At 58.2% G+C, this 21,645-nt stretch carries 19 protein-coding genes; 8 read left to right on the top strand and 11 right to left on the bottom strand.

What is annotated here, in order from left to right:
* Positions 1–7: 7 nt before the first annotated feature.
* The 5 genes from JL015_RS27140 to JL015_RS27120 form a co-directional block, all read right to left on the bottom strand.
* Complete coding sequence (locus JL015_RS27140; protein WP_201020643.1) at positions 8–1,360, bottom strand: imelysin family protein; 1,353 nt, start codon at positions 1,358–1,360, stop codon at positions 8–10.
* A gap of 265 nt (positions 1,361–1,625) precedes the next feature.
* Positions 1,626–3,677: a putative bifunctional diguanylate cyclase/phosphodiesterase gene (locus JL015_RS27135; RefSeq protein WP_201007187.1), complete on the bottom strand. Its 2,052-nt coding sequence runs from the start codon at positions 3,675–3,677 to the stop codon at positions 1,626–1,628.
* A gap of 331 nt (positions 3,678–4,008) precedes the next feature.
* Entirely contained in the window at positions 4,009–5,115 is a 1,107-nt protein-coding gene (gene ptaA / locus JL015_RS27130; protein WP_201020642.1) for a pyoverdine biosynthesis transaminase PtaA, read from the bottom strand.
* A gap of 242 nt (positions 5,116–5,357) precedes the next feature.
* Positions 5,358–5,939: a superoxide dismutase gene (locus JL015_RS27125; protein ID WP_201020641.1), complete on the bottom strand. Its 582-nt coding sequence runs from the start codon at positions 5,937–5,939 to the stop codon at positions 5,358–5,360.
* Positions 5,940–6,132: 193 nt separating this feature from the next.
* A complete protein-coding gene (locus tag JL015_RS27120; protein ID WP_201020640.1) occupies positions 6,133–6,735 on the bottom strand; it encodes a LysE/ArgO family amino acid transporter in 603 nt (200 codons plus the stop codon).
* A gap of 96 nt (positions 6,736–6,831) precedes the next feature.
* On the opposite strand from JL015_RS27120, the gene JL015_RS27115 reads away from it, so the two are divergent.
* The 4 genes from JL015_RS27115 (at position 6,832) to JL015_RS27100 (ending at position 10,700) form a co-directional block, all read left to right on the top strand.
* Positions 6,832–7,731, top strand: coding sequence for a LysR family transcriptional regulator ArgP (locus tag JL015_RS27115; protein ID WP_201020639.1), 900 nt, complete (start codon positions 6,832–6,834; stop codon positions 7,729–7,731).
* A 36-nt stretch (positions 7,732–7,767) separates the two neighbouring features.
* Positions 7,768–8,766 carry an NAD-dependent epimerase/dehydratase family protein gene (locus JL015_RS27110; RefSeq protein WP_201020638.1) on the top strand — a complete coding sequence of 333 codons (999 nt, stop codon included), beginning with the start codon at positions 7,768–7,770 and terminating at the stop codon, positions 8,764–8,766.
* A gap of 67 nt (positions 8,767–8,833) precedes the next feature.
* The gene (locus JL015_RS27105) at positions 8,834–9,688 is read left to right on the top strand and encodes an ATPase (RefSeq protein ID WP_201020637.1); all 855 of its coding nucleotides are present in this window, start codon (positions 8,834–8,836) and stop codon (positions 9,686–9,688) included.
* Positions 9,689–9,962: 274 nt separating this feature from the next.
* Positions 9,963–10,700: a hypothetical protein gene (locus tag JL015_RS27100; RefSeq protein ID WP_201020636.1), complete on the top strand. Its 738-nt coding sequence runs from the start codon at positions 9,963–9,965 to the stop codon at positions 10,698–10,700.
* A 65-nt stretch (positions 10,701–10,765) separates the two neighbouring features.
* Here the strand turns inward: JL015_RS27100 and JL015_RS27095 are convergent, their stop codons facing one another.
* The 3 genes from JL015_RS27095 to JL015_RS27085 are packed head-to-tail and all read right to left on the bottom strand — an operon-like array spanning position 10,766 to position 13,344.
* Positions 10,766–11,815 carry an alkene reductase gene (locus JL015_RS27095; RefSeq protein ID WP_201020635.1) on the bottom strand — a complete coding sequence of 350 codons (1,050 nt, stop codon included), beginning with the start codon at positions 11,813–11,815 and terminating at the stop codon, positions 10,766–10,768.
* A 21-nt stretch (positions 11,816–11,836) separates the two neighbouring features.
* On the bottom strand, positions 11,837–13,003 hold the full coding sequence (locus tag JL015_RS27090; protein ID WP_201007200.1) for an MFS transporter: 1,167 nt from the start codon (positions 13,001–13,003) through the stop codon (positions 11,837–11,839).
* A 26-nt stretch (positions 13,004–13,029) separates the two neighbouring features.
* Positions 13,030–13,344 carry an ArsR/SmtB family transcription factor gene (locus JL015_RS27085; RefSeq protein ID WP_201020634.1) on the bottom strand — a complete coding sequence of 105 codons (315 nt, stop codon included), beginning with the start codon at positions 13,342–13,344 and terminating at the stop codon, positions 13,030–13,032.
* 156 nt (positions 13,345–13,500) lie between these two features.
* Between JL015_RS27085 and JL015_RS27080 the strand changes: the two genes are divergently transcribed.
* Positions 13,501–14,100 carry an acyl carrier protein phosphodiesterase gene (locus JL015_RS27080; protein WP_201020633.1) on the top strand — a complete coding sequence of 200 codons (600 nt, stop codon included), beginning with the start codon at positions 13,501–13,503 and terminating at the stop codon, positions 14,098–14,100.
* Here JL015_RS27080 and JL015_RS27075 read toward each other — a convergent pair.
* Together JL015_RS27075 and olsB are read right to left on the bottom strand one after the other, a co-directional pair.
* Positions 14,058–14,849, bottom strand: coding sequence for a lysophospholipid acyltransferase family protein (locus JL015_RS27075; RefSeq protein ID WP_201020632.1), 792 nt, complete (start codon positions 14,847–14,849; stop codon positions 14,058–14,060). The two genes, JL015_RS27080 and JL015_RS27075, sit on opposite strands and share 43 nt — an antisense overlap.
* On the bottom strand, positions 14,849–15,604 hold the full coding sequence (olsB, locus tag JL015_RS27070) for an L-ornithine N(alpha)-acyltransferase (RefSeq protein ID WP_201020631.1): 756 nt from the start codon (positions 15,602–15,604) through the stop codon (positions 14,849–14,851). Before olsB ends, JL015_RS27075 begins: the two co-directional genes overlap by 1 nt.
* 355 nt (positions 15,605–15,959) lie before the next feature.
* On the opposite strand from olsB, the gene JL015_RS27065 reads away from it, so the two are divergent.
* The 3 genes from JL015_RS27065 to JL015_RS27055 all read left to right on the top strand — a co-directional run bounded on the left by JL015_RS27065 (position 15,960) and on the right by JL015_RS27055 (position 18,697).
* Positions 15,960–17,066 (top strand): serine hydrolase domain-containing protein, encoded by a 1,107-nt coding sequence (locus tag JL015_RS27065; protein ID WP_201020630.1) that lies wholly within the window; start codon positions 15,960–15,962, stop codon positions 17,064–17,066.
* A complete protein-coding gene (locus tag JL015_RS27060; RefSeq protein ID WP_201020629.1) occupies positions 17,063–17,401 on the top strand; it encodes an amidase in 339 nt (112 codons plus the stop codon). The genes JL015_RS27065 and JL015_RS27060 overlap by 4 nt, the downstream gene beginning before the upstream one ends.
* A gap of 138 nt (positions 17,402–17,539) precedes the next feature.
* A complete protein-coding gene (locus JL015_RS27055; protein ID WP_201020628.1) occupies positions 17,540–18,697 on the top strand; it encodes a phospholipase D-like domain-containing protein in 1,158 nt (385 codons plus the stop codon).
* A 68-nt stretch (positions 18,698–18,765) separates the two neighbouring features.
* Here JL015_RS27055 and JL015_RS27050 read toward each other — a convergent pair whose 3' ends face one another.
* Positions 18,766–21,549, bottom strand: coding sequence for an RHS repeat domain-containing protein (locus tag JL015_RS27050; RefSeq protein WP_201020627.1), 2,784 nt, complete (start codon positions 21,547–21,549; stop codon positions 18,766–18,768).
* Positions 21,550–21,645 lie beyond the last annotated feature (96 nt).

Below are 21,645 nucleotides of genomic sequence, written 5' to 3'. Positions count from 1 at the left end.
TCACGGATCAGAACTCGTGATCGGCGTTGTCCGGGTTCAGGTCGGTGATGCCGAGCTTGCCAGCGGCTTGCTCGATGGCGCCGGTCTGTTTGACCAGTGCTGCAATGGCGTCACGTACCACTTGATTGCCTGTGGTGTTGCCCGCAGCGATCAGTTGGTCGAAGTGTTCGCCTTTGTTGGCATGATCGACGATCACTTGCAGCTTGGCCTGGGTGTCGTCCAGGTCGGCGCGCAGTGTGGCGTCGGTGGCCGGGTCAACCTTGGCGACCAGAGACGAGATGCTTGGGCCGGTGATCTTGCTGCCGTCGGTGCGGGTGTATTCGCCCAGGTAGACGTTGCGGATGCCTTTGCCGTTGTAGAAGTGCGAGTTGTGCGTGTTGTCGCTGAAGCAATCGTGTTCGTCTTCGCTGGAGTTGGCCTCCAGAGCCACTTTCATGCGCTCGCCGGCCAGTTCGCCCAGCGACAGGCTGCCCATGCCGAACAGCATTTTGCGCAGGCCGTTTTCGCCGGACTCCGCTTCCAGGGAAGCACGATAGTTATCGGCGACACCGGCTTTCCAGTTGCCCGACATTTCTTCCAGATCGGTTACCAGCAGGTCGGTCACCGCCTTGAGGTAGGCGCGACGACGATCGTTGTGGCCGCCGGTTGCGCCGGCACCTTCCAGATAGTCGCTGGCAGGACGTGCGCCGGCGCCAGGGCCGGTGCCGTTCAGGTCCTGGCCCCAGAGCAGGAATTCGATGGCGTGGTAGCCGGTGGCGACGTTGGCCTCGGAACCGCCCAGCTCATTTAGGCTGGCGAGTTTCTCGGGCGTGATGTCCTTGACGTCGACCTTGTCTTCGCCGACCTGGATTTCAGTGTTGGCAATGATGTTGGCAGTAGCGCCCGGGTTGCCCAGCGCGTGCTGGTAATCCTTGGCCACGTAGTCGATCAGGCCTTCGTCCAGGGGCCAGGCGTTAACCTGACCTTCCCAGTCGTCGATGATGGTATTGCCGAAGCGGAAGACTTCGCTCTGCATGTAAGGCACGCGGGCGGCAACCCAGGCATCACGGGCGGCCTTGAGGGTCTGGTCGCTCGGTGCGGCGAGGAATGCATTGACTGCGGTCTGCAGGTTCTTGGCAGCGGTTTCGGCATCGCTGAACACGGCAAAGACAATATTGGTGTAGTTGGCGACCACGGCCTTGGCGGCGGCGTCATCGGTCTGGGTTGCCGCTGCCGGAGCAGGTGCGGCAGGCGCTGCTGCCGGAGTCACAGGAGCTGCAGCAGGGGCGGGAGCGGCTGCCTTGTCCTTGCCTTCGCCGCAACCGGCGAGGGAGATAGCTATGGCCAGCAGACTAGCTGTTGCCAGAGGCATACGAATCATGACGAATTCCTGCGTCTAGGGGATTTATGGCGCCGAGCGCCCAGAAAAACTGCGACATAATGCGAAAGATTTGCATTCGGTGTAAAGGCATAACGCCCTTAAAGTCGTGAACGAGCATTCGACGACGTGTAACTGTCGGTTTCAAGACAACCGGATATTGATCGTAGGAGCGAATTCATTCGCGAGAGGCCGGCACATGCAATGGAAATGCATCGCCTGCTGCTTTCGCGTATGAATTGGCTCCTGCCTTGTGCCGCGCAACTACCTACAGGGCTTCTGCCTGGCTGCGTTGGGCCTGTTTCAGGTAAGGCAGAATTTCACGGCCGGGAAGGGGCTTGCTGTAGAGGTAGCCCTGACCTTCGTGGCAGCCTTCGGAAATGATGTAGGCTTCCTGCTCGCTGGTTTCCACACCTTCGGCAATGACCTGCATGCCCAGGCTTTTACCCAGCTGGATAATGGCGCGCACGATGGTCGCGTCGTCATCGTCGTCGATCAGGTCCTGCACAAAGCTCTTGTCGATCTTGATCTTGTCCAGCGGCAGGCTCTTGAGATAACTCAGGGACGAATAGCCGGTACCGAAGTCGTCAATGGCGATCAGCGCCCCGGAGCGGCGAAGGCTGAGCAAGTGTTGAGCGGCAGTGTTGATATCTTCCATCAGGCCGGTTTCAGTGACTTCCAGCTCCAGGCTGCGTGGCGGCAGGCGGTAGATCTGTAGCAGGTTGTTCACCACTCGCGGCAGTTCCGAGTGGTGCAGTTGCACGGTGGACAGGTTGACCGCCATGCGCAATTCGGTGAAGCCCTGATCGTGCCATTCGCGCAGTTGGCGGCAGGCCTGATCGAGCACCCATTCCCCGATGGCGATAATGGTGCCGTTCTGTTCCGCCAGAGGGATGAAGACATCGGGCGGTACCAGACCGTGCTCCGGGTGTTGCCAGCGGATCAGCGCTTCGACGCCCATCACGCGATGGTCGCGATAGCTGATCTGTGGCTGATAGACCAGATAGAACTGGCCACGGGGAAGGGCTTCGCGCAGGTCTTTTTCCAGTTCGCGGCGACGGCGCATTTCGCTGTCGACACTGGCTATATAGAACTGGTAACGATTGCGCGAGCGCGTCTTGGCCAGGGTCATGGTCTGTTCGGCTTTTTGCAGCAGCTTCTCGGTGCTGTCGCCGTCTTCCGGGAACAGCGTGATGCCGATGGTCGCGCGCAGGCGGATCTCCTGAAGATCCAGCGCGAACGGCGCTTCGAGATCATCAAGAATGTTCTGCGCCAGTTCCGCGGCCTCGTAAGGCTGTTCGATATCGGCCTGAACCAGAGCGAACTGGTCGCCACCCAGTCGCGCCAGAGCGCCGAGCCTGCCGCTGTGGGCGCGCAGCCGGTCCGCCAGAGCCAGAAGCAACTGGTCGCCCGTCTGGTAACTGAATTGTTCGTTGATGCCCTTGAAGTCATCCAGGCCGACACACAGCACCGCAACGCGACGTTGCAAGCGCCCGGCATCCACCAGAATCTTGTCCAGTTGAGTCTGTAATTGCAGGCGGTTGGGCAACCCGGTCAGGAAGTCATATTGGGCCATGCGTTGCAGGCTGTTTTCGGCTTCGTGACGCAGGTGCGTGTTGCGTTCGATAGAGGCCAGCAACTGATTGGCGGTATTGACCCAGATACCCAGTTCGTTCTTTTCATGGCCCTTGAGCAATGGCAATTGATGCTCGCTGGGGCGATCCGGGTTGATGCTGGTCAGATGCTCGATGATTTTGGACAGCGGCTTGGTCAGCAGCCAGTGATAGACCAGATACAGCACCAGCCCCATGGCCAGTGCGCGCAACACCCCGGAGATGAAAATGATCACGGCATTGATGATGAAGCTCTCGCCGTAGTTGGCGGTATCCAGAGTGATGCGCAGATCGCCGTAGTATTCGCTGTAAGGGCTGCGGCCGACCAGTTGGGTCGTGAAGCTGCGCTCCTGGCCGAGAATGAGGTCTGTCAGCCAGCGAGTGGAAGAGATTTTCAGAGGGCGCTCTTTTTCCGCGAGCAACGTTTCGTTCGGGTGCCCGATGGACGCCATGCGAACGGAGTTGTCCTGAAACAATCCTTCGATGACCTGCATGCCCATTTCCCGGTCCAGGCTGTACACCGCCTGGGTCGAAGGATCGCGGAACATGTCCAGAATACGTTCGGCATCGCTGGCCACGTTCTGGCGAGTCTTGTAAGCATCGAAGACGATTTGCGCGCAACTCAACACAACGCCTACGAACAGCGCTGACAGTAGTACCACGCGCAGCAACTTAACCGACAAGCTGTGTTTGAGTTCCAGCTTCAAATGGTCATTCCTTAATTCGTGCCGGGAGCGTGCAACCCTACAACCATCGAAAAACCAGCTGTGTCAGCCTCGTGACGAGCGCGCGCTCATCTGGCCGATTTCTGCTTCTCTTGTCCTGCTTACCCGCAAGATTGGATCCGGGGCGATTCTACTATGTCGGACAAGTATGCATGGAACTTGAGCATGACTCTGTAAATACAAGAAGTAATATTAGTCTGCTATTGCTTTCTGGCAACATACAAAACATTAGTGTCAGGTTAACGATTGAATGCCCCCGCTTGCACGAAGCGGGGGAAGATGCCCGTACTAGAGCGTTGCCTGCCAGAGTTAGTCAGGCCAGTTGTTGTACGACTTCGATGAAGGCTTGGCGAAATGCCTGCATTTCTGCCTCTGTGCCGATGCTGACCCGCACCCAGGTCGGCCAGACATCCCACTTCCTGCCAATCAGAATCTTGCGCCTGGCCAACCCCTCAATGACACGCTCGGCCGGGTGGCCCGTATCGATCATGAAGCAATTGGCCTGCGAAGGCGTGCAGGTGAATCCATGGCTGGCGAGAAAGGCCCGGGTCTGTTCGCGCACCCGGGTATTGAGCTGCTTGCGCTGCCTCACCAGATCGGGGTCTTCAAGGCTGGCCATACCCCCCATGGCGGCAGGCAACGAGACAAAATTATTGCCGCCCCATACTTCGATTTTCTCCAGCAGTTCAGGATGCCCCACTGCCAGACCCAGCCTGGCTCCAGCCATGCCGTAGAGCTTGGAGAAGGTTCGCAGAACCAGCACATCCTTGCGCTTGGCTGCCAGCGGAATAAGGCTGCGGGCATCCGAGAAATGAATGTACGCCTCATCGATCAACACCACCGAACCTTCGGGTTTTGCGATGATGGCTTTCTCTATCTGATGCTGCGCTGTCACGGTTCCGGTGGGATTGTTGGGGTTGCAGATGTAAATCAGGCCTGGCGTCGTGTCGACCTTGAGCATGGCCTCGACATCATGCGAGCCATCGGGCAGCAGGGGCACTTCATGGAACGCGACCTGCTGACTGTTCGCGGCTTCGACAGGCGCATCGTAGGATGGCGTGGCGAGAGCAAGGCTTCGGTTCTCATCGGTGAACGCTGCAATCGCGTACTGCAAGGGTTCACGCGAGCCGCTGTAAGCATGTACGTAATCGCTGGGTATCTGATTCTGTCTGGCGAACAGTTCGATCAGCTTCAATTGCGCGCCATAGTGATAGCGTCCTGTCGAAGCCGCACCGTCCTGCATCTTTTCCAGGGCCAGAGCAGATGGGCCTAAATGGCTTTCATTGAAGTTGAGATGAATCTTGTCATTGCTGGCGGGGTTGTTTGTCCGTGGTGCGGCTGAACTGATTCCTGGCAGCGCCAGGCTCGCAGATGCCAGTGCGGAGAGGGTAACGAAAGAACGACGGCTGACCGATGACATGGAGTAAGTCCCTTGTTGGTTGCGAACGTCTGCACTCGTAATGGCGCATTGATGTGATGCAGGCCTTGAGTGGCGGGGTCTTCGTTGATGAAAACGATAGCAAGCGAAGGATATTTACCGGGAGGCATTCGGGAGGGCAGGAGGGGGTGTCGGCACGGTGCAGGATTTCTTTTTAAATCAAAGGTCTGAACGGCGAGCAATAAAAAACCCGGCATTGCCGGGTTTCTTGTATGAAGCAGGAATCAGGCAGCGTATTGCTTGGCCACGAAGTCCCAGTTCACCAGGTTCCAGAACGCTTCGACGTATTTTGGACGCATGTTGCGATAGTCGATGTAGTAAGCGTGTTCCCAGACGTCGCAGGTCAGCAGCGGAGTGTCGCCGCTGGTCAGCGGGTTGCCTGCACCGATGGTGCTGGCCAGTGCCAGGGAGCCGTCAGCTTTCTTCACCAGCCAGCCCCAGCCAGCGCCGAAAGTGCCGATGGTGGTTTTGCTGAACTCTTCCTTGAACTTCTCGAAAGAGCCGAATGCTGCGGTGATGGCCTCGGCCAGAGCGCCGGTTGGCTCGCCGCCGCCTTTTGGCGACAGGCATTCCCAGTAGAATGTGTGGTTCCAGACCTGAGCGGCGTTGTTGAAGATACCGCCCGAAGAAGTCTTGATGATTTCTTCCAGAGTCTTGCCTTCGAACTCGGTGCCTGGCACCAGGTTGTTCAGGTTCACGACATAGGTGTTGTGGTGCTTGTCGTGGTGATATTCCAGTGTCTCAGCGGAAATGTGCGGCACCAGAGCGTCTTTTTCGTAGGGCAGCGGTGGCAATTCAAAAGCCATGGTTTATCTCCTTATCAGGTCAGTTGCGGTAATCGCAAGGCCGATCACGGGCGGCCAGATACAGCATGCACCGGGAGTTTTACTCTTTTTCGGCGCAGACCCCGGATCATAGCACCGGCCCTGCGCCTTAACCACGCAACAAGTGTGTGGGATAAAGGTTCCAAAGCCTTTTCTCATTAAAAGGGACAAACTCTCAACTCGCCCTGATCAGTTGTGCTGCGACACTGAACATCATGACTGCCACCATCAGATCCAGCAGCCTCCAGGTGGCGGGACGTGCCAGCCATGGAGCGAGCCAGGCCGCGCCGATAGCCAGAGTCGAGAACCACAGCAGTGAAGCGCTGGCGGCACCGGCAACATAGGCGCCGGGTACGCTTTGTTGCGCCCCCAGCGAGCCGATCAGCAAGACCGTGTCGAGATAGACATGCGGGTTGAGCAGCGTGACCGCCAGGGCGCTGAGCAGCACCGCACGACGCGACCTCTGGCCCGCCGTTGCGCTTTGCTCAAGGCTTTGGCGCGAGCAGGCGCGGCGCAGTGCCTGCACGCCATACCAGGTCAGGAAGATCACGCCGCCCCAGCGTGCGACCGCCAGCAAGGCCGGATTCTGTACCAGGATATTGGCCAGGCCGAACACACCAACGGCCACGAGAATTGCATCGCAGACAATACACAGCATCGCCACCGGCACGTGATGTTCGCGTCTCAGGCCTTGGGCCAGGACAAAAGCGTTCTGCGCACCAATGGCCATGATCAGGCCGCCTGCGACCAACAGGCCGTTGAAATAACTGTGCCACATGAAATGAATTCCAGAATGCAGGGGAGAGGTGGCGATTGTCTGAGCTGTGGGTGTATAAGAAAAACCAATATTCCTGATTGCTCATTAGGAAAACTGATGTTCGATTACAAATTACTCTCAGCCCTGGCGGCTGTTGTTGAACAAGCCGGTTTTGAACGTGCGGCACAGGTTCTGGGGTTGTCCCAGTCCGCCGTCTCGCAACGGATCAAGCTGCTTGAAGCCCGGGTCGGCCAGCCGGTGCTGATTCGGGCCACGCCCCCCACGCCGACCGATATCGGCAGACGCTTGCTCAACCATGTGCAGCAAGTGCGTCTGCTGGAGCGCGATCTGCAAAGTCAGGTGCCCGCGCTGGACGAAGAAGGCATGCCCGAGCGGCTGCGCATCGCGCTCAACGCCGATAGCCTGGCGACCTGGTGGGCTCCGGCGGTGGGGGCTTTCTGTGCCGAGCAGCGTCTGTTGCTGGATCTGGTGGTCGAGGATCAGGACGTGGGCCTCAAACGTATGCGTGCCGGTGAGGTGGCCGCCTGCCTGTGTGGCAGCGAGCGACCGGTGGCCGGTGCGCGCAGTCAGTTGCTCGGTGCCATGCGTTATCGTGCGTTGGCCAGCCCGGCCTTTATCGAGCGGCATTTTGCCGAGTGCATCAGCCCCGAAAAGCTGATGCACTCTGCTGCGCTGGTATTTGGCCCCGATGACTTTTTGCAGCATCGCTACCTTGCATTGCTTGGGGGCGAGGGCGGTTTCGAGCATCATCTGTGCCCCTCGTCCGACGGGTTTGTGCGGATGATTGAGGCTGGAGTCGGCTGGGGGCTGGTGCCCGAGTTGCAGGTGCAGGCGCAATTACAGCGAGGGTCGTTGCGCGAGCTGGTGCCTGATCGCTACATCGACGTGCCCTTGTATTGGCACCATTGGCGTAATGGCGGGCAATTGCTGACCCGCCTCACGGCGCATCTGGCGCAACAGGCGAGCCAGTGGTTGGTGCCGCTGGACGACAAGTGAGCGTCAGTGAAGACATATGAAATGTGGGAGCGGTAAATGAAGATTCTGGTCACCGGCGCAAGCGGCTTCATCGGCGGACGCTTTGCGCGTTTTGCTCTGGAGCAGGGCATGAGCGTGCGCATCAATGGTCGTCGGGCCACAGGTGTCGAGCATCTGGTACGACGCGGAGCCGAATTCATTCAGGGTGATCTGGCGGACCCGGAACTGGTCAAGGCCTTGTGTCATGACGTGGAAGCCGTGGTGCATTGCGCCGGCGCGGTCGGTGTATGGGGCACTCGGCAGGATTTTGTCCAGGGCAATGTGCAGCTCACCGAGAACATTGTCGAGGCCTGTCTGAAACAAAGAGTGCGCAGGCTTGTCCATCTTTCGTCACCGTCGATCTATTTCGACGGACGTTCGCACCGCGACATCAAGGAAGAGCAAGTGCCAAGGCGCTTGCACAATCACTACGCCAGCACCAAGTATCTGGCTGAACAAAAGGTGTTTGGCGCTGAAGAGTTCGGGCTTGAAGTCATCGCCTTGCGGCCGCGTTTTGTAACGGGCGCGGGCGACACCAGCATTTTCCCGCGCCTGCTGCACATGCAACGCAAGAAACGCCTGGCAATCGTGGGCAATGGCTTGAACGTGGTGGACTTCACCAGCATGCAGAATCTCAACGAGGCCATGGCAAGCAGTTTGCTGGTAACGGGCTCGGCGCTGGGCAAGGCCTACAACATCAGTAATGGCGCGCCGGTTCCGCTGTGGGATGCCATCAACTATGTCATGCGTCAGATGCAGTTGCCGCAGGTCACGCGCTATCGCTCATACCGGCTGGCGTATGCCGCAGCTGCTATCAACGAGGGCGCATGCCTGTTGTGGCCTGGCCGACCTGAACCCACCCTGTCGAGGTTGGGAATGCAGGTCATGAACAAGGACTTCACGCTTGATATAAGCCGTGCCAGGCATTATCTGGATTACCAGCCGAAGGTCAGCCTCTGGGCTGCGCTGGATGAGTTCTGTGGCTGGTGGTCGGCTCAGCAAGGTGGTTCGCGCTGAAACGGCAACAGAGCCCGGTTATACTGCGCACCTTTGGTTTCAACAGTTTCCTTTTAAAGGGTTACCCATGCGTAACGATCCATACGACGACGTCGATGACGTTCCGAACCTCAGCGCCAAGGACGACGATGACGATGATTTCGTCCCGACCAAGGGCGCCCGTGAGCGTACGACGGTCTACTCGCGCAGCACGCCGGTGGCCAAGGTCAAAGGGCCGAGTACCGGGCCGCTCTGGGCTTTGGTGGGCGCCTTGTTCATTGCGTTCTGTGGCCTGGGCTGGTGGAGTTTCCAGCAGGTTTCCCTGATGGAACAGCAACTGGTCGCCACCCAGGAAAGTTTTGCACGCATCAGTGAAGAAGCGGCAGGCCGCCTGCAGGACATTTCCGGCAAGGTGGTTGCGACCGAATCGCTGAGCAGCGATGGCGAGGCGCTCAAGCAGCGCATCAAGCTGCTTGAGGCGCAACTGGAAGATCAGGACAAGCAGCGCGAAGGTGTCGAAGGGCAGCAAAGCAGCCTGGACAAGCGCCTGGAGCAGATATCCTCGCAAGCTGCGCAACAACAGCACGACAACGCGCAGTTGCAGGAGCAGCTCAAGAACGTTGCGATCGAACTGACGGCCCTCAAGACGGCATTGCCGGATCTGAAAGCCGCACAGAGCGATCAGGCCAGACTCGATGCCCAGCTCAAGAGCCTGAGTACCGATGTGGCGACCCTGAAAAAACAGGGTAACCCCTCGGCGGCCATCGAGCGTCTTGAGCAGGATCTGGTGGTGCTCAAGAGCGAGCAGGAAAATCGACCGGCTCCTTCGGCGGCTGGCAATACTGCCGAGTTCGATGCCTTTCGTGCTCAGGTGACCCGCAACATCAACACCCTGACCAGCCAGATCCAGACGTTGTCGCAGCAGATCAACGCCAGTCGGTAAGACGTAAAGCCCGGCCCGCAGCAACTCTGTTGCGGGCTGGCCCATTTTCAGGTTTCTCGCCTTGGTACAGTGATATTCGCCTGGACAGTGCGAAAAGATACTCTGCCATGCACGTTTCTATTGTAATGAGACTGTTTTTTACAGGTGATTGATTTTTTTTTTAATAAAGCCTGTTCCAGGCTGTTAAATAAAAGTTAACTCGATAAATAAATATACGAAATAGACAGGCGCAGGCATTACTGTGGAGGTGCGGTTTTAAACAGGAGTTTCAATAATGAATGGAATCAAGAATATGAAAGATGTAGAGAATGAAATGTTCAATGCTGTCGAGGACAGTGCCGAAAGTTATGGCGATGTGGCGGATGTACACGCGGATTCCGGCAAGTTTGCGGAGTTGCAACAAAGGCCGCCCGTGGGAGTAAAGCCACCCAAGTCGGTCATACCGCCAACCAAGCCACCCAAGTTTCCCGTCCGGCCGCAGCGGCCTCCAGTCAAGCCTGTGGCACCTCCCAGACCACCGGTCAAACCGGTACTTCCTCCAAAGCCGCCGGTCAAGCCGACACCTGCAAAGCCTGTCCCGCCAAAACCTGTATCCAGTGGCTCTGCACCCACTGTCGGCGCTTCAAGTCTGCCGCCTGTGCCTGCACGCCCATCGCGTCTGGAAACAACATTGAACGTGATCAATACGGCAACGGGCGTTCTGCAATTGGTCCATCCGCTCAATAGCGTATTCAACCCCAACGGGACCGTCACTTATCCCAATGGGAGTGTTGCCGATGCACAAGGGCAATCGGTCACCAGTCCTGACGGCACGGTGCAGAAAGTGGACGGTACTATCGTGCATGCCGATGGAACCACACAATATGCGGATGGTAGCTATCTGTATAAAGATGGCACCTGGTTACTGGCCGATGGTTCTGTGAAGTATCCCGATGGCCGCTGGAAGTTGGCCGATGGCACGATCACGGATGCAGACGGTAATGTGCAGGGCGTGGTTGAAAGTACAAAGTAAGTAAAGTGTTTCGATGCAAGAAACCCTGGCTCTTTCGAGTCAGGGTCTTGTGATGCTTATTGCTGTTAAAGGCGCGGATAGTCGATATAACCGACCGGGCCTTTACCGTAGAAGGTTTCCGGATTGGCCGGGTTCAGCGGGGCATCCTTTTCCAGGCGTTCCACCAGATCCGGGTTGGCGATATAAGGCACGCCGAAGGCGACGGCATCGGCCTTGCCTTCTGCCAGCCACGCATTACTGCTGGCCTTGGTGAATCTTTCGTTGACGATGTACACGCCACCGAACGCTTTCTTCAGTTTTGGCCCAAGGCTGTCGCCTGCTTCCTTCTCACGTGCGCACAGGAACGCGATGCCACGCTTGCCCAGTTCGGTCGCCACATAGCCAAAGGTTTCGGCCAGGTTGGCATCACCCATGTCATGGGAGTCTGCGCGTGGTGCCAGATGCACACCGACACGGCCGGCGCCCCAGATTTCGATGATTGCGTCGGTCACTTCCAGCAGCAGACGGGCACGGTTCTCCAGAGAGCCACCGTACTGATCGTTGCGCTGATTGGTGCTGCTTTGCAGGAACTGATCGAGCAGGTAACCGTTGGCGGCATGGATCTCCACACCATCGAAACCGGCAGCCTTGGCGTTTTCTGCACCAATACGGTAGGCCTCGATCACATCACCGATTTCCGCCAGCTCCAGTGCGCGTGGTGTCACGAAGTCGGAGATCGGGCGCAGCAGGCTGACATGGCCCGCTGGCTTGATCGCACTCGGCGCAACAGGTGTTTCGCCGTTCAGATACGAAGGGTGGGAAATACGCCCTACGTGCCACAGTTGCAGGACGATACGGCCACCAGCACCATGAACTGCCTTGGTGATATTGCTCCAGCCACGAACCTGATCGTTGGACCAGATACCGGGTGTGTCCGGGTAGCCCACGCCCAGCGGCGTGACGGAAGTGGCTTCACTGATGATCAGGCCTGCCGAGGCGCGCTGTACGTAGTACTCGGCCATCATCGCATTTGGTACCCGGCCTTCGTCGGCACGGCAGCGCGTCAGTGGCGCCATGATGATGCGGTTAGGCAGTTGCAGATCGCCTACGGTGATCGGGTCAAAGATAGTTGTCATGCGTCGAACCCTCTTAAGTGATCAATTGGTAGCAGGAGCCAGATCGGGATTGGCGGTCTGGCGGAAAGTAATCAGGGTGACCAGCAGTGCGAGCACGGCCAGCACAGCGGCGGCCAGTGGCACGCTGGTCAGGCCCAGGCCATGGGCGATGACGCTGCCACCGACCCAGGCGCCCAGCGCATTGCCGACGTTGAAGGCACCGATATTCAGGGTTGAAACCAGATTCGGCGCGGCCTTGCCGAAGGTCACGACATTGATCTGCAGGGCAGGCACCGCAGCAAAGGAGGCAACCGCCCAGAGGAACAGCGTGATCTCGGTCGGGATCAGCGCCACGCTGGTCCAGCTCAGAGCGGTGGACACCACGGCCATGGCAATGAATACGCCGATCAAGGTGGTCGAGACGCGACGGTCGGCCATCTTGCCGCCAATGACGTTGCCCACGGTCAGGCCCAGGCCAATGAGCAGCAAGGTCCAGGTCACGCCTTTGGGCGAGACACCCGTGACATCACCCAGCAACGGTGCGACGTAGGTAAACAGAGTGAACATCGAGGCTGCGAACAGCGCGGTCATGCTCAATGACAACCAGATGCCGGCACCTTTGAGCGCTGCCAGTTCGGCGCGCATGTCGAGCTTTTCTTCATTGCGGTTGGTCGGCAGAAAGCGGATCAGGCCGATGAAAGCCACGATGCCTATAACGGTCACGGCCCAGAAGGTCGAACGCCAGCCGGCGTACTGGCCCAGCGCGGTGCCCAGCGGTACGCCCAGTACGTTGGCGAGAGTCAGGCCAGTGAACATCAAGGCCACGGCAGAGGCGCGGCGGTTGGCCGGGACCAGGCCTGCGGCAACCACCGAACCGATCCCGAAGAATGCGCCATGGCACAGGGCTGTCACGACACGGGCGAACATCAGCACGTTGTAGTCGCTGGCGACAGCGCAAAGCAGGTTGCCGATGATGAAAATTCCCATCAGCGTGACCAGTGCGGCCTTGCGCGGTAGCTTGGCCGTGGCCAGTGCCATGAACGGGGCACCAATGGCGACCCCGAGGGCATAACCGGTCACCAGCCAGCCGGCACCGGGGATCGAAACCCCCAGGTCGGCGGCAACATTGGGCAGCAGGCCCATGATGACGAATTCGGTAGTGCCGATGGCAAAGGCGCTCAGGGCCAGAATAAGTAGAGGTAAGGGCACGTAGCTTCTCCTGTTGGGGCCGGGCTTCAAGGCTGGTTGTCCAGTTCTTGCACCAGGGCTTTGACGAAGGCTGCGATGACTTCTTCATTACGTCTGAAGAAATGCCATTGGCCGACCTTTTTGCTGCTGATCAGGCCTGCGCGTTGCAGGGTGGCCAAGTGGGCAGAAACCGTGGATTGCGACAGGCCCGCACGCTGATCGATCTGACCGGCGCAGACGCCGTGTTCGATGGAGTACTCTTGAGTCGGGAAGCTGGCTCGTGGATCTTTTAGCCAGGTCAGGATCTCGCGGCGCAAGGGGTGCGCCAGGGCTTTTATTATTTCGTCGAGGTCGATGGTCATGTCGTTCTCACTAACGGTATATCGCGATGGAGCGAACCTTATATCTGTATTTCGCGATATACAAATATGGAATTGCGCTAAGCAAGGATCGAATCGGTATATCGGGTTATAACGATATATGGACCTGCCCCCTGAAAACGGCGTAGGCTTTGCTCCATGAATTACCTCGCGCACCTTCATCTTGGCGGCCAGCGGCCCGCCCAATTGCTCGGCAGCCTGTATGGCGACTTCGTCAAAGGGCCTTTGCCGGGGCGTTTTCCTGCGGAACTTGAAGCCTCGATCCGACTGCATCGCAGCATCGATTCATTCACCGACAACCACCCGCTGATCAAGGACGCGATGGCTCGTTTCCCGGCGCAGCGGCGGCGTTATGCGGGGATCATGCTGGATGTCTTTTTCGACCATTGCCTGGCACGGGACTGGCACCGCTATGCCGACGTTCCTCTGGAAGCCTTCACCCGCAAGGTGTACGGCGCATTGGCCGCCGAGCGCCAATTGCCCGAGCGGCTGGCACTGATTGCGCCTCGCATGGCGGCACAGGACTGGCTGGGCTCATACCGGGATTTCGAAGTGCTGGAACAAGTGCTGGGCGGGATTTCCAGGCGTCTGTCACGGCCTGAAGGGTTGGCGGGCGCCATGCAGGAATTGCAGGCGCTGTACCAACCCTTGAGTGCGGATTTCGACGAGTTCTATCCGCTGTTGCAGGACTTCGCTCAAGCAGCCCTGGCTGGGCGCGATACCACTTCGTTCGGCTGAACGGCCTCACCGAACAACGCCACTTGAACCGCCTGTTGTGCCTTGAAGGCCAGGGCTGCACGTTCCAGGCCGGCAGTGGGGATCGGCTCCAGCAGATGGATATGCACATCACCCTGATCGTTGGCGAACAGGCGACGCAAGTGTGACAGCAGATCGTCATCGCCAATGAACGGCGCAATCGGATCAGGCTTGCCGTTACGCGAGTAAGCAATCGCCACTGGCTGCAAGGCCACACCGGTTTCGATGGCGCTGGACAGCAGGCGACCGTGGAAGGTGCGCAGGGCGCGGCCATCGGTGGTGGTGCCTTCCGGGAAAATCACCAATGGCGTGCCGTGTTGCAGATGGCTGCCCATCTGCCGCTGGATCAGGCGGCTGTCGCCCGAGCCACGACGAATGAACAGGGTTCCCGCCTTGAGCGCCAGCCAGCCTGCAACCGGCCAGGTCCGTACCTCGGCCTTGGACAGAAACGACAGCGGAGCGAGCATGCCCAGCAGCGGAATATCCGTCCATGACACATGATTGCTGACCCACAGCATTGGCTGAGTCGGCAGCTTGCCGCTGACCGTCACCCGAAAGGGCAGGGCGTTGGTCAAGCGTGCCATGAACCAGCGAGTCCAGCGTTGTCGGCGCTCCATGGAACTGCCGACTTTCAGACGCTCCATCACCGCAAAGGCTGCGGCAATTGTCAGCCCCACAGCAATCACCAGCAACACCCGTGCAACACGCGCATGGCTGCGCAGGCGGCTCATCACACGGCTGCCTTGAAGTGACGGGCATAGCGCGGGCACAACTCGTCGCGCTTGAGCAGGATGAACACATCGGCGACCTGGAAATCTTCATCCCAGCAAGGCTCGCCACAGATCTTCGCACCCAGGCGCATGTACGCCTTGAGCAGTGGTGGCATCTCGCAGATCACGTTACCGGGAATGTCGAGTGTCGGCAGCGGGTTCTTGGGTTCAGCCCGCAGGTTCTCGGTACACAGATAGCGTTCGCGCAAGCGCTGCATGATCGCGTGAGCCTGAATGCCGCCGTCTTGCATCGGAATACTGGCGCAGCCCATCAGGTAGCTGTAACCGCCTTCATTGAGGACTTCTGCCAGTTCGCTCCACAACACGGCGATGGTGCCACCGTTGCGGTAGGCCGGGTCAACGCAGGTGCGGCCCAGCTCCAGGATAGGGCCTTGCAGGTGCAGCAGGCCGTGCAGGCTGAATTCTTCTTCGCTGTAGAAACGGCCCAGAGAGCTTGCGGCCTTGTGATCGAGCAAACGGGTGGTGGCGACCAGGCGACCGGTGTTGAGGTCGCGAACACCGATATGCGAGCAGTGGACATCGTAGTCATCAATATCCAGACCCAGTTCAGCGCCTTTGAGACGGGCGTTGAATTCTTCGCTGAACACGCTGAAACGCAACGCCTGAGCTTCCTGCAGGGCGTGTGTACCGATCAGGCGCTCGGCCTGAAGACGACGGTCAGAAGTGTTGTCACGGATGCGGGCAATCTGGGTCATGCGAAGTCTCCATAAGCCAGCCATGCAAGTGCGGCCGGTTGACTGAATTGTCCAAGCGCTTGCTGTATGTGCAGGCTAGGGAGCAGTCGTGTCATGGAGGTGAAGCTTTGGTGATGGTTGTGTGACGGGTAATGCCGATCAGTTAAGGTCATAAACCACTTTGTGGGAGGCAGCTTGCTGGCGACTTCAGCGTACAGGCGCAGAATTTCCGCACTTCACAGGCCTTTTCGCCAGCAAGCTGCCTCCCACAAGTTTTGTGTATGCCTTAACTGATCAGCATTACTCCTACCGGGCTACCCGGTTCTGTCATGAATCCCTGCTAATGTTGGCCGGTTATCCTCCAGAGACTCTGGCCATGCCCCGCCGTTTTGTTCGCTTGTGCCTGTTGTGTTTGCTGAGCCTGAATATCTTCCCGGCCCTGGCCGAAGACTGGCCGAATGAGCAATGGAGCGTTGAGCCAGCCAGGCCGACCAGTGCTCTCAAAGCATTGGAGGATTACGCTTTCCCGCCTCGCGACGATGTGGCCCGCACAGGGATTCGCAGCGATGCCCTGCTGGTGATTCGTGACGGTCGCATCGTCTATGAACGCTATGCCGGAGTTACCACCGCCCAGACGCCGCACCTGACCTGGTCGATCAGCAAAAGCGTGTTGGCCACTGTGTTGGGGGTAGCATTCGGGCAAGGGCGCTTCCAGTTGAATGATCCCGTCGCGAAGTTCTACAGCCCGCTCAAGACGCATCCAGACATTACCGTTCAAGACTTCCTGCACTGGGCGTCGGGCCTCGACTGGCAGGAGGACTATGAATACGCGCCGCTCAACTCATCGGTCGTGGCCATGCTCTACACCCGAGGTCGTGACGATATGGCCCGTTTTACGGCCAGCCATGGGATTGCCAGCGCTGCGGGCACGTCGTATCGATATTCCAGCGGCGACAGCAATGTTCTGTCCGCCGCCTTGAAAAACATGGTGGGTGAACAGGCTTACAAGGACTACCCATGGACCGCGCTGTTCGACCCGCTTGGCATTGGCAGTGCCACATGGGAAACCGATGGCAGCGGCACCTTCGTCGGCTCTTCCTACACCTACATGACCGCCCGTGATCTGGCGCGTATAGGCCTGTTGATGCAGCGTGGCGGGCGCTGGCAGCAAAAGCAGTTGCTGCCAACTGCCTGGATGGATTTTGTCCTGACTCCTTTTGCTGGCCAGAACGTGCAAGCGAACGCCGAGGTGCCGGGCGGACACTGGTGGCTCAATCGGACCCATGACGGTGGCCATGGCCCGTGGCCGGATGCGCCGCCCGATACCTTCGCGGCGCTCGGGCACTGGGGGCAGGCGCTGTATGTGATTCCTGCTGAAAGGCTGGTGATCGTGCGCTATGCCGATGACCGCGACGGCAGCTACGATCACAACCGGATGCTCAAACTGCTGCGAGTGGCCTTCGGCAAGGAGGGCGGGCAATGAGCGAACGTCGAATGTTTATCCTGCGTCGTCCTTTCAGCAGCCTGCTCTTGCTGGTGGTCTTCATGATCGCGGTACTGGCCTGGCAATACCGTGTTGCCTTGCAGGCGTTCCCCATCATCATCAGTGCCTACACGGCCAAGGAATATTGTTCGTGTCGTTATGTGATGAACAACCCTGCCGATTACTGCCGCAGTTACGTCAAGCAATACATTCCTGCAACCTTTACGGACGACACCCTCAACAAATCGGTCAGTGCCAGCGGGTTGGGACGCAGCAGCGTTGCGGCGTGGCAGGGCGCACGTCAGGGCTGTCGTTTATTGCCTGAGGAGCCTTGATGGACGAACGGAGTCGTTTGCCAGCGGTCTGACAGCCGGATAAGGTTGTCCTCGAATGTGCATACGGAGTTTTCATGCCCACGCTGCTGGCCCGCGCCACTCTCGCTATCGCTGTTTTGATCTTCACGGCACGCTGACGTGGCGGGAGCGATCTTTCCATGGCGCCCGGACAATCACTTTCAACTGCTGATTGATGGCCCGACATTTTTCCCGCGCATGATCGCCGCCATCGACCGCGCCGAGCAGCAGGTCGATCTGGAGCTGTATCTGGTCGAAGCAGGCGCCTGTGCGGACGCCATCGTTCGAGCGTTGGCCGAAGCCGCACGACGCGGTGTGATCGTGCGCTGCCTGTTTGACGACTTCGGCTCTCAGGCTTTCAGCACTGGATTACGCAGGCAACTGACCGACGCCGGAGTGATCCTGCGTTTCTACAACCCCATTCGCTGGCGACGGGGTATCCGCAATTTTTACCGCGATCATCGTAAGGTGCTGGTGGTGGACAAGGCATTGGCGGTAGTGGGCGGTACGGGTGTCACGGATGAGTTCTGGGAGCCGAGTCATCCGGTCAGCCAGTGGCATGAAGTGATGGTGGAAATCACTGGCCCGCTGGTGATCGACTGGCAGGCGCTGTTTGATCGCCAGTTCCACGCCAACCTGCGTCGCACGGCATGGCGGCCCATGGAAGACTTTGGCCTCAGGCATCTGCCCAGAGCCCCTGAGTCCGGGCAAGGCCTTGGGCGCGTCGCCTATGCAGATGCGCGTCAGCATCGCGATATCGTGCAGTCTCTGGTTCGTACGCTGAACAGTGGCCAGAAACGTATCTGGCTGGCGACGCCGTATTTCCTGCCCACCTGGAAAGTTCGCCGTTCACTGCGCAAGGCGGCTTTGCGGGGCGTTGATGTTCGCTTGCTGCTTACCGGCCCGCGCACCGATCACCCCTCGGTGCGTTACGCCGGGCATCGCTATTACCCGCGTCTGCTCAGGGCCGGGGTGAAAATCTTCGAGTACCGACCGCGCTTCCTGCACCTGAAAATGGTGCTGATCGATGACTGGGTCAGCATTGGCTCCTGCAATTTCGATCACTGGAACCTGCGCTTCAACCTGGAAGCGAACCTTGAAGCCATCGACCCTGCCTTGACCCGTGATGTGGTTGCCAGCTTCGACAAGGATTTCGCCCAGAGCACCGAAATCACTCTGGACGCCTGGAAGGCCCGACCTTTGTGGCGCAGGGTCAAGCAGCGGCTTTGGGGCTGGATTGACCGGTTGGTGGTCAATCTGCTGGATCGGCGCAACTGAGCGATGATGTTGTGCAAACTCATTCGCAAACAGGCCATAAGCTCAAGTCATTGAAGGGCGACTATTTCTCATAGGGATAAACGTCGACGCTCAACCCGCACAGGGGCCTTGGTGATGGCGAGATTCAAGGCCTGGATGCGGGATGATGGTTCATCAAGCACGGTAAGGCTGGCCATCGGACCATTGAATTGTTGATTGATAACCGAAACCGCCAGAGAAATGGAATCGGCGTTTTTCAACATTATCCGGGTGCGCTGCAACGGGTCTTCGCTGAAGGCTGTGCTGTCAAAGTTTGCTGCGTCAGGTCCATCCCATATCAGGTTTGCGTAACGTCTCTGAAGCCTTTGTACTTGAGCGAGAATCTCGACTCTTCCGCCGTATGAGTCATCCCCCATGGCTTGTTTAGCCGTTGCACCGGGCATGTTTATGTACCAGAGGTCTTCTGTATCCAGGAACATATGAGATGCCTCATGAATGATATTCCAGGCTGCCTGATGAGGCACTTCATTGATAGGGCCGACCCGCATGAATAAATGGTGTTCAGGATCATTGATATATTGCCAGGCTACTTCTTTAGTGGTCTGGTCCTCACGCATGCCGACCAGTCTGGCGCTGTCCCAGGTTTGAAGGGACGAAGAAAGGGTGCCGATACGCTGGCTTGCCATCTTTAGAATTTGAATGTCGGTCTGAGGGCTGGCTTCAAACGAGGTTCGGTAGTAACTCAGTAGTGTTTCGCGATCTGCCTGGGGCGCAAAAGGCAGCATCAGTTGATTGATGGTTTTATGTGCAAAGGCCAGTCCCTTTCTGCTGGACGACAGCCCTATCGCCAGAGAAGACCCAAAAGTCAGGTTCCACCGGCCAATACCTTCAAGCCCCTTTGCCTGAACCGGATCCCCCTTTTTAAGGAGTGCATTCTCTAGATCAGTAAAATGAAAAGGGATTGAGCCCGACGGATCTACCCACACCATGGGCGAATTTCTTGAAAAACGGAAAATATTCAACCCATCCACATCACCCGCCGGGTCCGGGTTTATCCAGCGTTGTAGCCATGGCGCGTAATACCTGAATCCGTAGTAATACAACCCGCTGGTATCGCGTTCCTTACCTGAATATCTAATTGTCTTGTATTTCGCTTCCACAGCACTGCGCGCGGCCCACCACGATGTGCCGCCAAACGGGTAATAACTTTCCTGGCTGATCAGGTTGCCTTGCTGGTCCAGTTCCAGGGTGCCGGACCCCAGATGATCGCTCAGGCTGTAGCGGATTTGATCGTTGGCAATACCGCTCGGTTGACCTGCCTGCCAGTGCAAAACCCGACTGTTTCGGGCGGTGATGACGTGCAAAACCTCTCCATCGGCCGTGGTGCGGATTTCCAGCCCAGGCAGATAGCGAACCTCGTTATTCTGCGTGCGACTGGAGGTCAGGGTGCTGTTGATCTTGCGGCATCTTTGTCCTTGGCCGTCGTAGATGTAGCGTTCGTTATCGCTGGCTTCGGTGGCGCGGGTGATGGTGGTGATCTGCTGCAACTGATTGCGTCGATCCCATTCCAGAGTCTGGCCACGGACCAGTTGCAGCAGGTTGCCGTTGGCATCGAAGGCTGTATCGAAATCCACATCCACGTCACCCTCGGGCAGGCTGCGGTTGCTGTTCTGCGCCACGCGCATGGTGCGGGTAAAGTTTTGCGCGCCGACGTGGCGCATCTGCAACAGATTGCCCGCCGCGTCGTAGTCGTAGTTTTGGGTGTAATTGCTGATCTGGTTCGGATCAGGCGGCAGCGGCTGCAAACCGGGCAGGGCAGGACCGTGACTGGCACCGATATTGACCTCACGGCCCGTTGCTTCGATCAACTGATAGAGCGTGTCGTAGCGATAGTGATTAATCGTCTCGACGCGCTGGTTGGCGAAGTAACGAATCGGTTGGGCAGCATCTTCGATCTGCTGGATATTGCCGACCGGATCGTAAGCGTAGATGAGGTGTTGCAACGCCGGGCTGCCCGCCCGGATTTCCATCAAACGACCATCTTGAGGGTCGTATAGCGAGTGGCTGATGACGCCATTGCCAGCTGTTTCCTGCTCGACCTGATTGAAGGCGTTGTAACGGATATCGCTGACCAGCGTTTGCGCCTGCGTTGCATCGGATAACGTCAGATCGACGGCTTTCAATTGCCCGGCCACGGTCTGCTTGAAGGACTGCGCATGCCCCATGGCATCGGTCTGCCGAAGCGTTTCGCCCACGGCATTGAACGCCGAGTGCGTTTCAAGGCGGTCGCTTTGCAGAAGGGCATCGCGCTCTGCTTCGGCCAGTGGCCAATCCGGTGTTTCCACGGATTGCAAAAAATGTCGGGCTTCGGTCAGTTCAGCCCCGAGCAAACCGTAATCCGGTAGATGGCGAGTCCCCGCCGTATCGTCATGGCGAACTGGCTGGTTACACTGGTTGTGCTCAAAACCATCTGGCCCACCGTAACCAAGCCGCTCGGTTACCTGCCCGTCTTCGGTGATTGCCAACGGACGCAACACAGCATCGTATTCAACCTGGCGTCGGCTACCGCGACTGTCCCACCCTTCAACCGGCAAGCCTGCTTCGTTCAATAACCCGAGCCGCCAGCCGGCGTCGACGCTTTCGGTCAGCAACGCCTGATTGCTGAGGCTGTAAGTCGTGCTGAGGTTGGGAAGTGCAAGACGAGGATCACGCTGGCTGACCAGACGTCCCGCGGCATCGTAGGCCTGGCAGGTTACCCGCTCATCGGCAGGTTGATCCTGCTTGCTGCGGCAAAACTCAACGCTGCGTAGCGCCAATCCACGCGGATCGATAACGAGCAGCCTGGGTGTGTGAGTGTGCAGTGCCATATTCATTCGCAAGCGTCCCTGTCTGCGGTCTGACATGAGTTTAGTTCAAGGCGATTGGATGGCTTGTCCATATATCGAATCATGTAGGACCGGATTTATCCG

It is taken from the genome of Pseudomonas cichorii, from assembly GCF_015471405.1.
In the GTDB taxonomy this organism is placed as follows: Bacteria; Pseudomonadota; Gammaproteobacteria; order Pseudomonadales; family Pseudomonadaceae; genus Aquipseudomonas; species Aquipseudomonas serbiensis.
This window is presented reverse-complemented; position numbering and strand designations above follow the sequence as displayed.

Bases quoted from the DNA above. Each gene is read 5' to 3' on its own strand.
- JL015_RS27140 (WP_201020643.1), bottom strand. From the start codon at position 1,360: ATGATTCGTATGCCTCTGGCAACAGCTAGTCTGCTGGCCATAGCTATC.
- JL015_RS27075 (WP_201020632.1), bottom strand. From the start codon at position 14,849: ATGAGCCGCCTGCGCAGCCATGCGCGTGTTGCACGGGTGTTGCTGGTG.
- JL015_RS27115 (WP_201020639.1), top strand. From the start codon at position 6,832: ATGTTCGATTACAAATTACTCTCAGCCCTGGCGGCTGTTGTTGAACAA.
- JL015_RS27110 (WP_201020638.1), top strand. From the start codon at position 7,768: ATGAAGATTCTGGTCACCGGCGCAAGCGGCTTCATCGGCGGACGCTTT.
- JL015_RS27100 (WP_201020636.1), top strand. From the start codon at position 9,963: ATGAATGGAATCAAGAATATGAAAGATGTAGAGAATGAAATGTTCAAT.
- ptaA (WP_201020642.1), bottom strand. From the start codon at position 5,115: ATGTCATCGGTCAGCCGTCGTTCTTTCGTTACCCTCTCCGCACTGGCA.
- JL015_RS27060 (WP_201020629.1), top strand. From the start codon at position 17,063: ATGAGCGAACGTCGAATGTTTATCCTGCGTCGTCCTTTCAGCAGCCTG.
- JL015_RS27125 (WP_201020641.1), bottom strand. From the start codon at position 5,939: ATGGCTTTTGAATTGCCACCGCTGCCCTACGAAAAAGACGCTCTGGTG.
- JL015_RS27120 (WP_201020640.1), bottom strand. From the start codon at position 6,735: ATGTGGCACAGTTATTTCAACGGCCTGTTGGTCGCAGGCGGCCTGATC.
- JL015_RS27105 (WP_201020637.1), top strand. From the start codon at position 8,834: ATGCGTAACGATCCATACGACGACGTCGATGACGTTCCGAACCTCAGC.
- olsB (WP_201020631.1), bottom strand. From the start codon at position 15,604: ATGACCCAGATTGCCCGCATCCGTGACAACACTTCTGACCGTCGTCTT.
- JL015_RS27065 (WP_201020630.1), top strand. From the start codon at position 15,960: ATGCCCCGCCGTTTTGTTCGCTTGTGCCTGTTGTGTTTGCTGAGCCTG.
- JL015_RS27080 (WP_201020633.1), top strand. From the start codon at position 13,501: ATGAATTACCTCGCGCACCTTCATCTTGGCGGCCAGCGGCCCGCCCAA.
- JL015_RS27085 (WP_201020634.1), bottom strand. From the start codon at position 13,344: ATGACCATCGACCTCGACGAAATAATAAAAGCCCTGGCGCACCCCTTG.
- JL015_RS27095 (WP_201020635.1), bottom strand. From the start codon at position 11,815: ATGACAACTATCTTTGACCCGATCACCGTAGGCGATCTGCAACTGCCT.
- JL015_RS27050 (WP_201020627.1), bottom strand. From the start codon at position 21,549: ATGAATATGGCACTGCACACTCACACACCCAGGCTGCTCGTTATCGAT.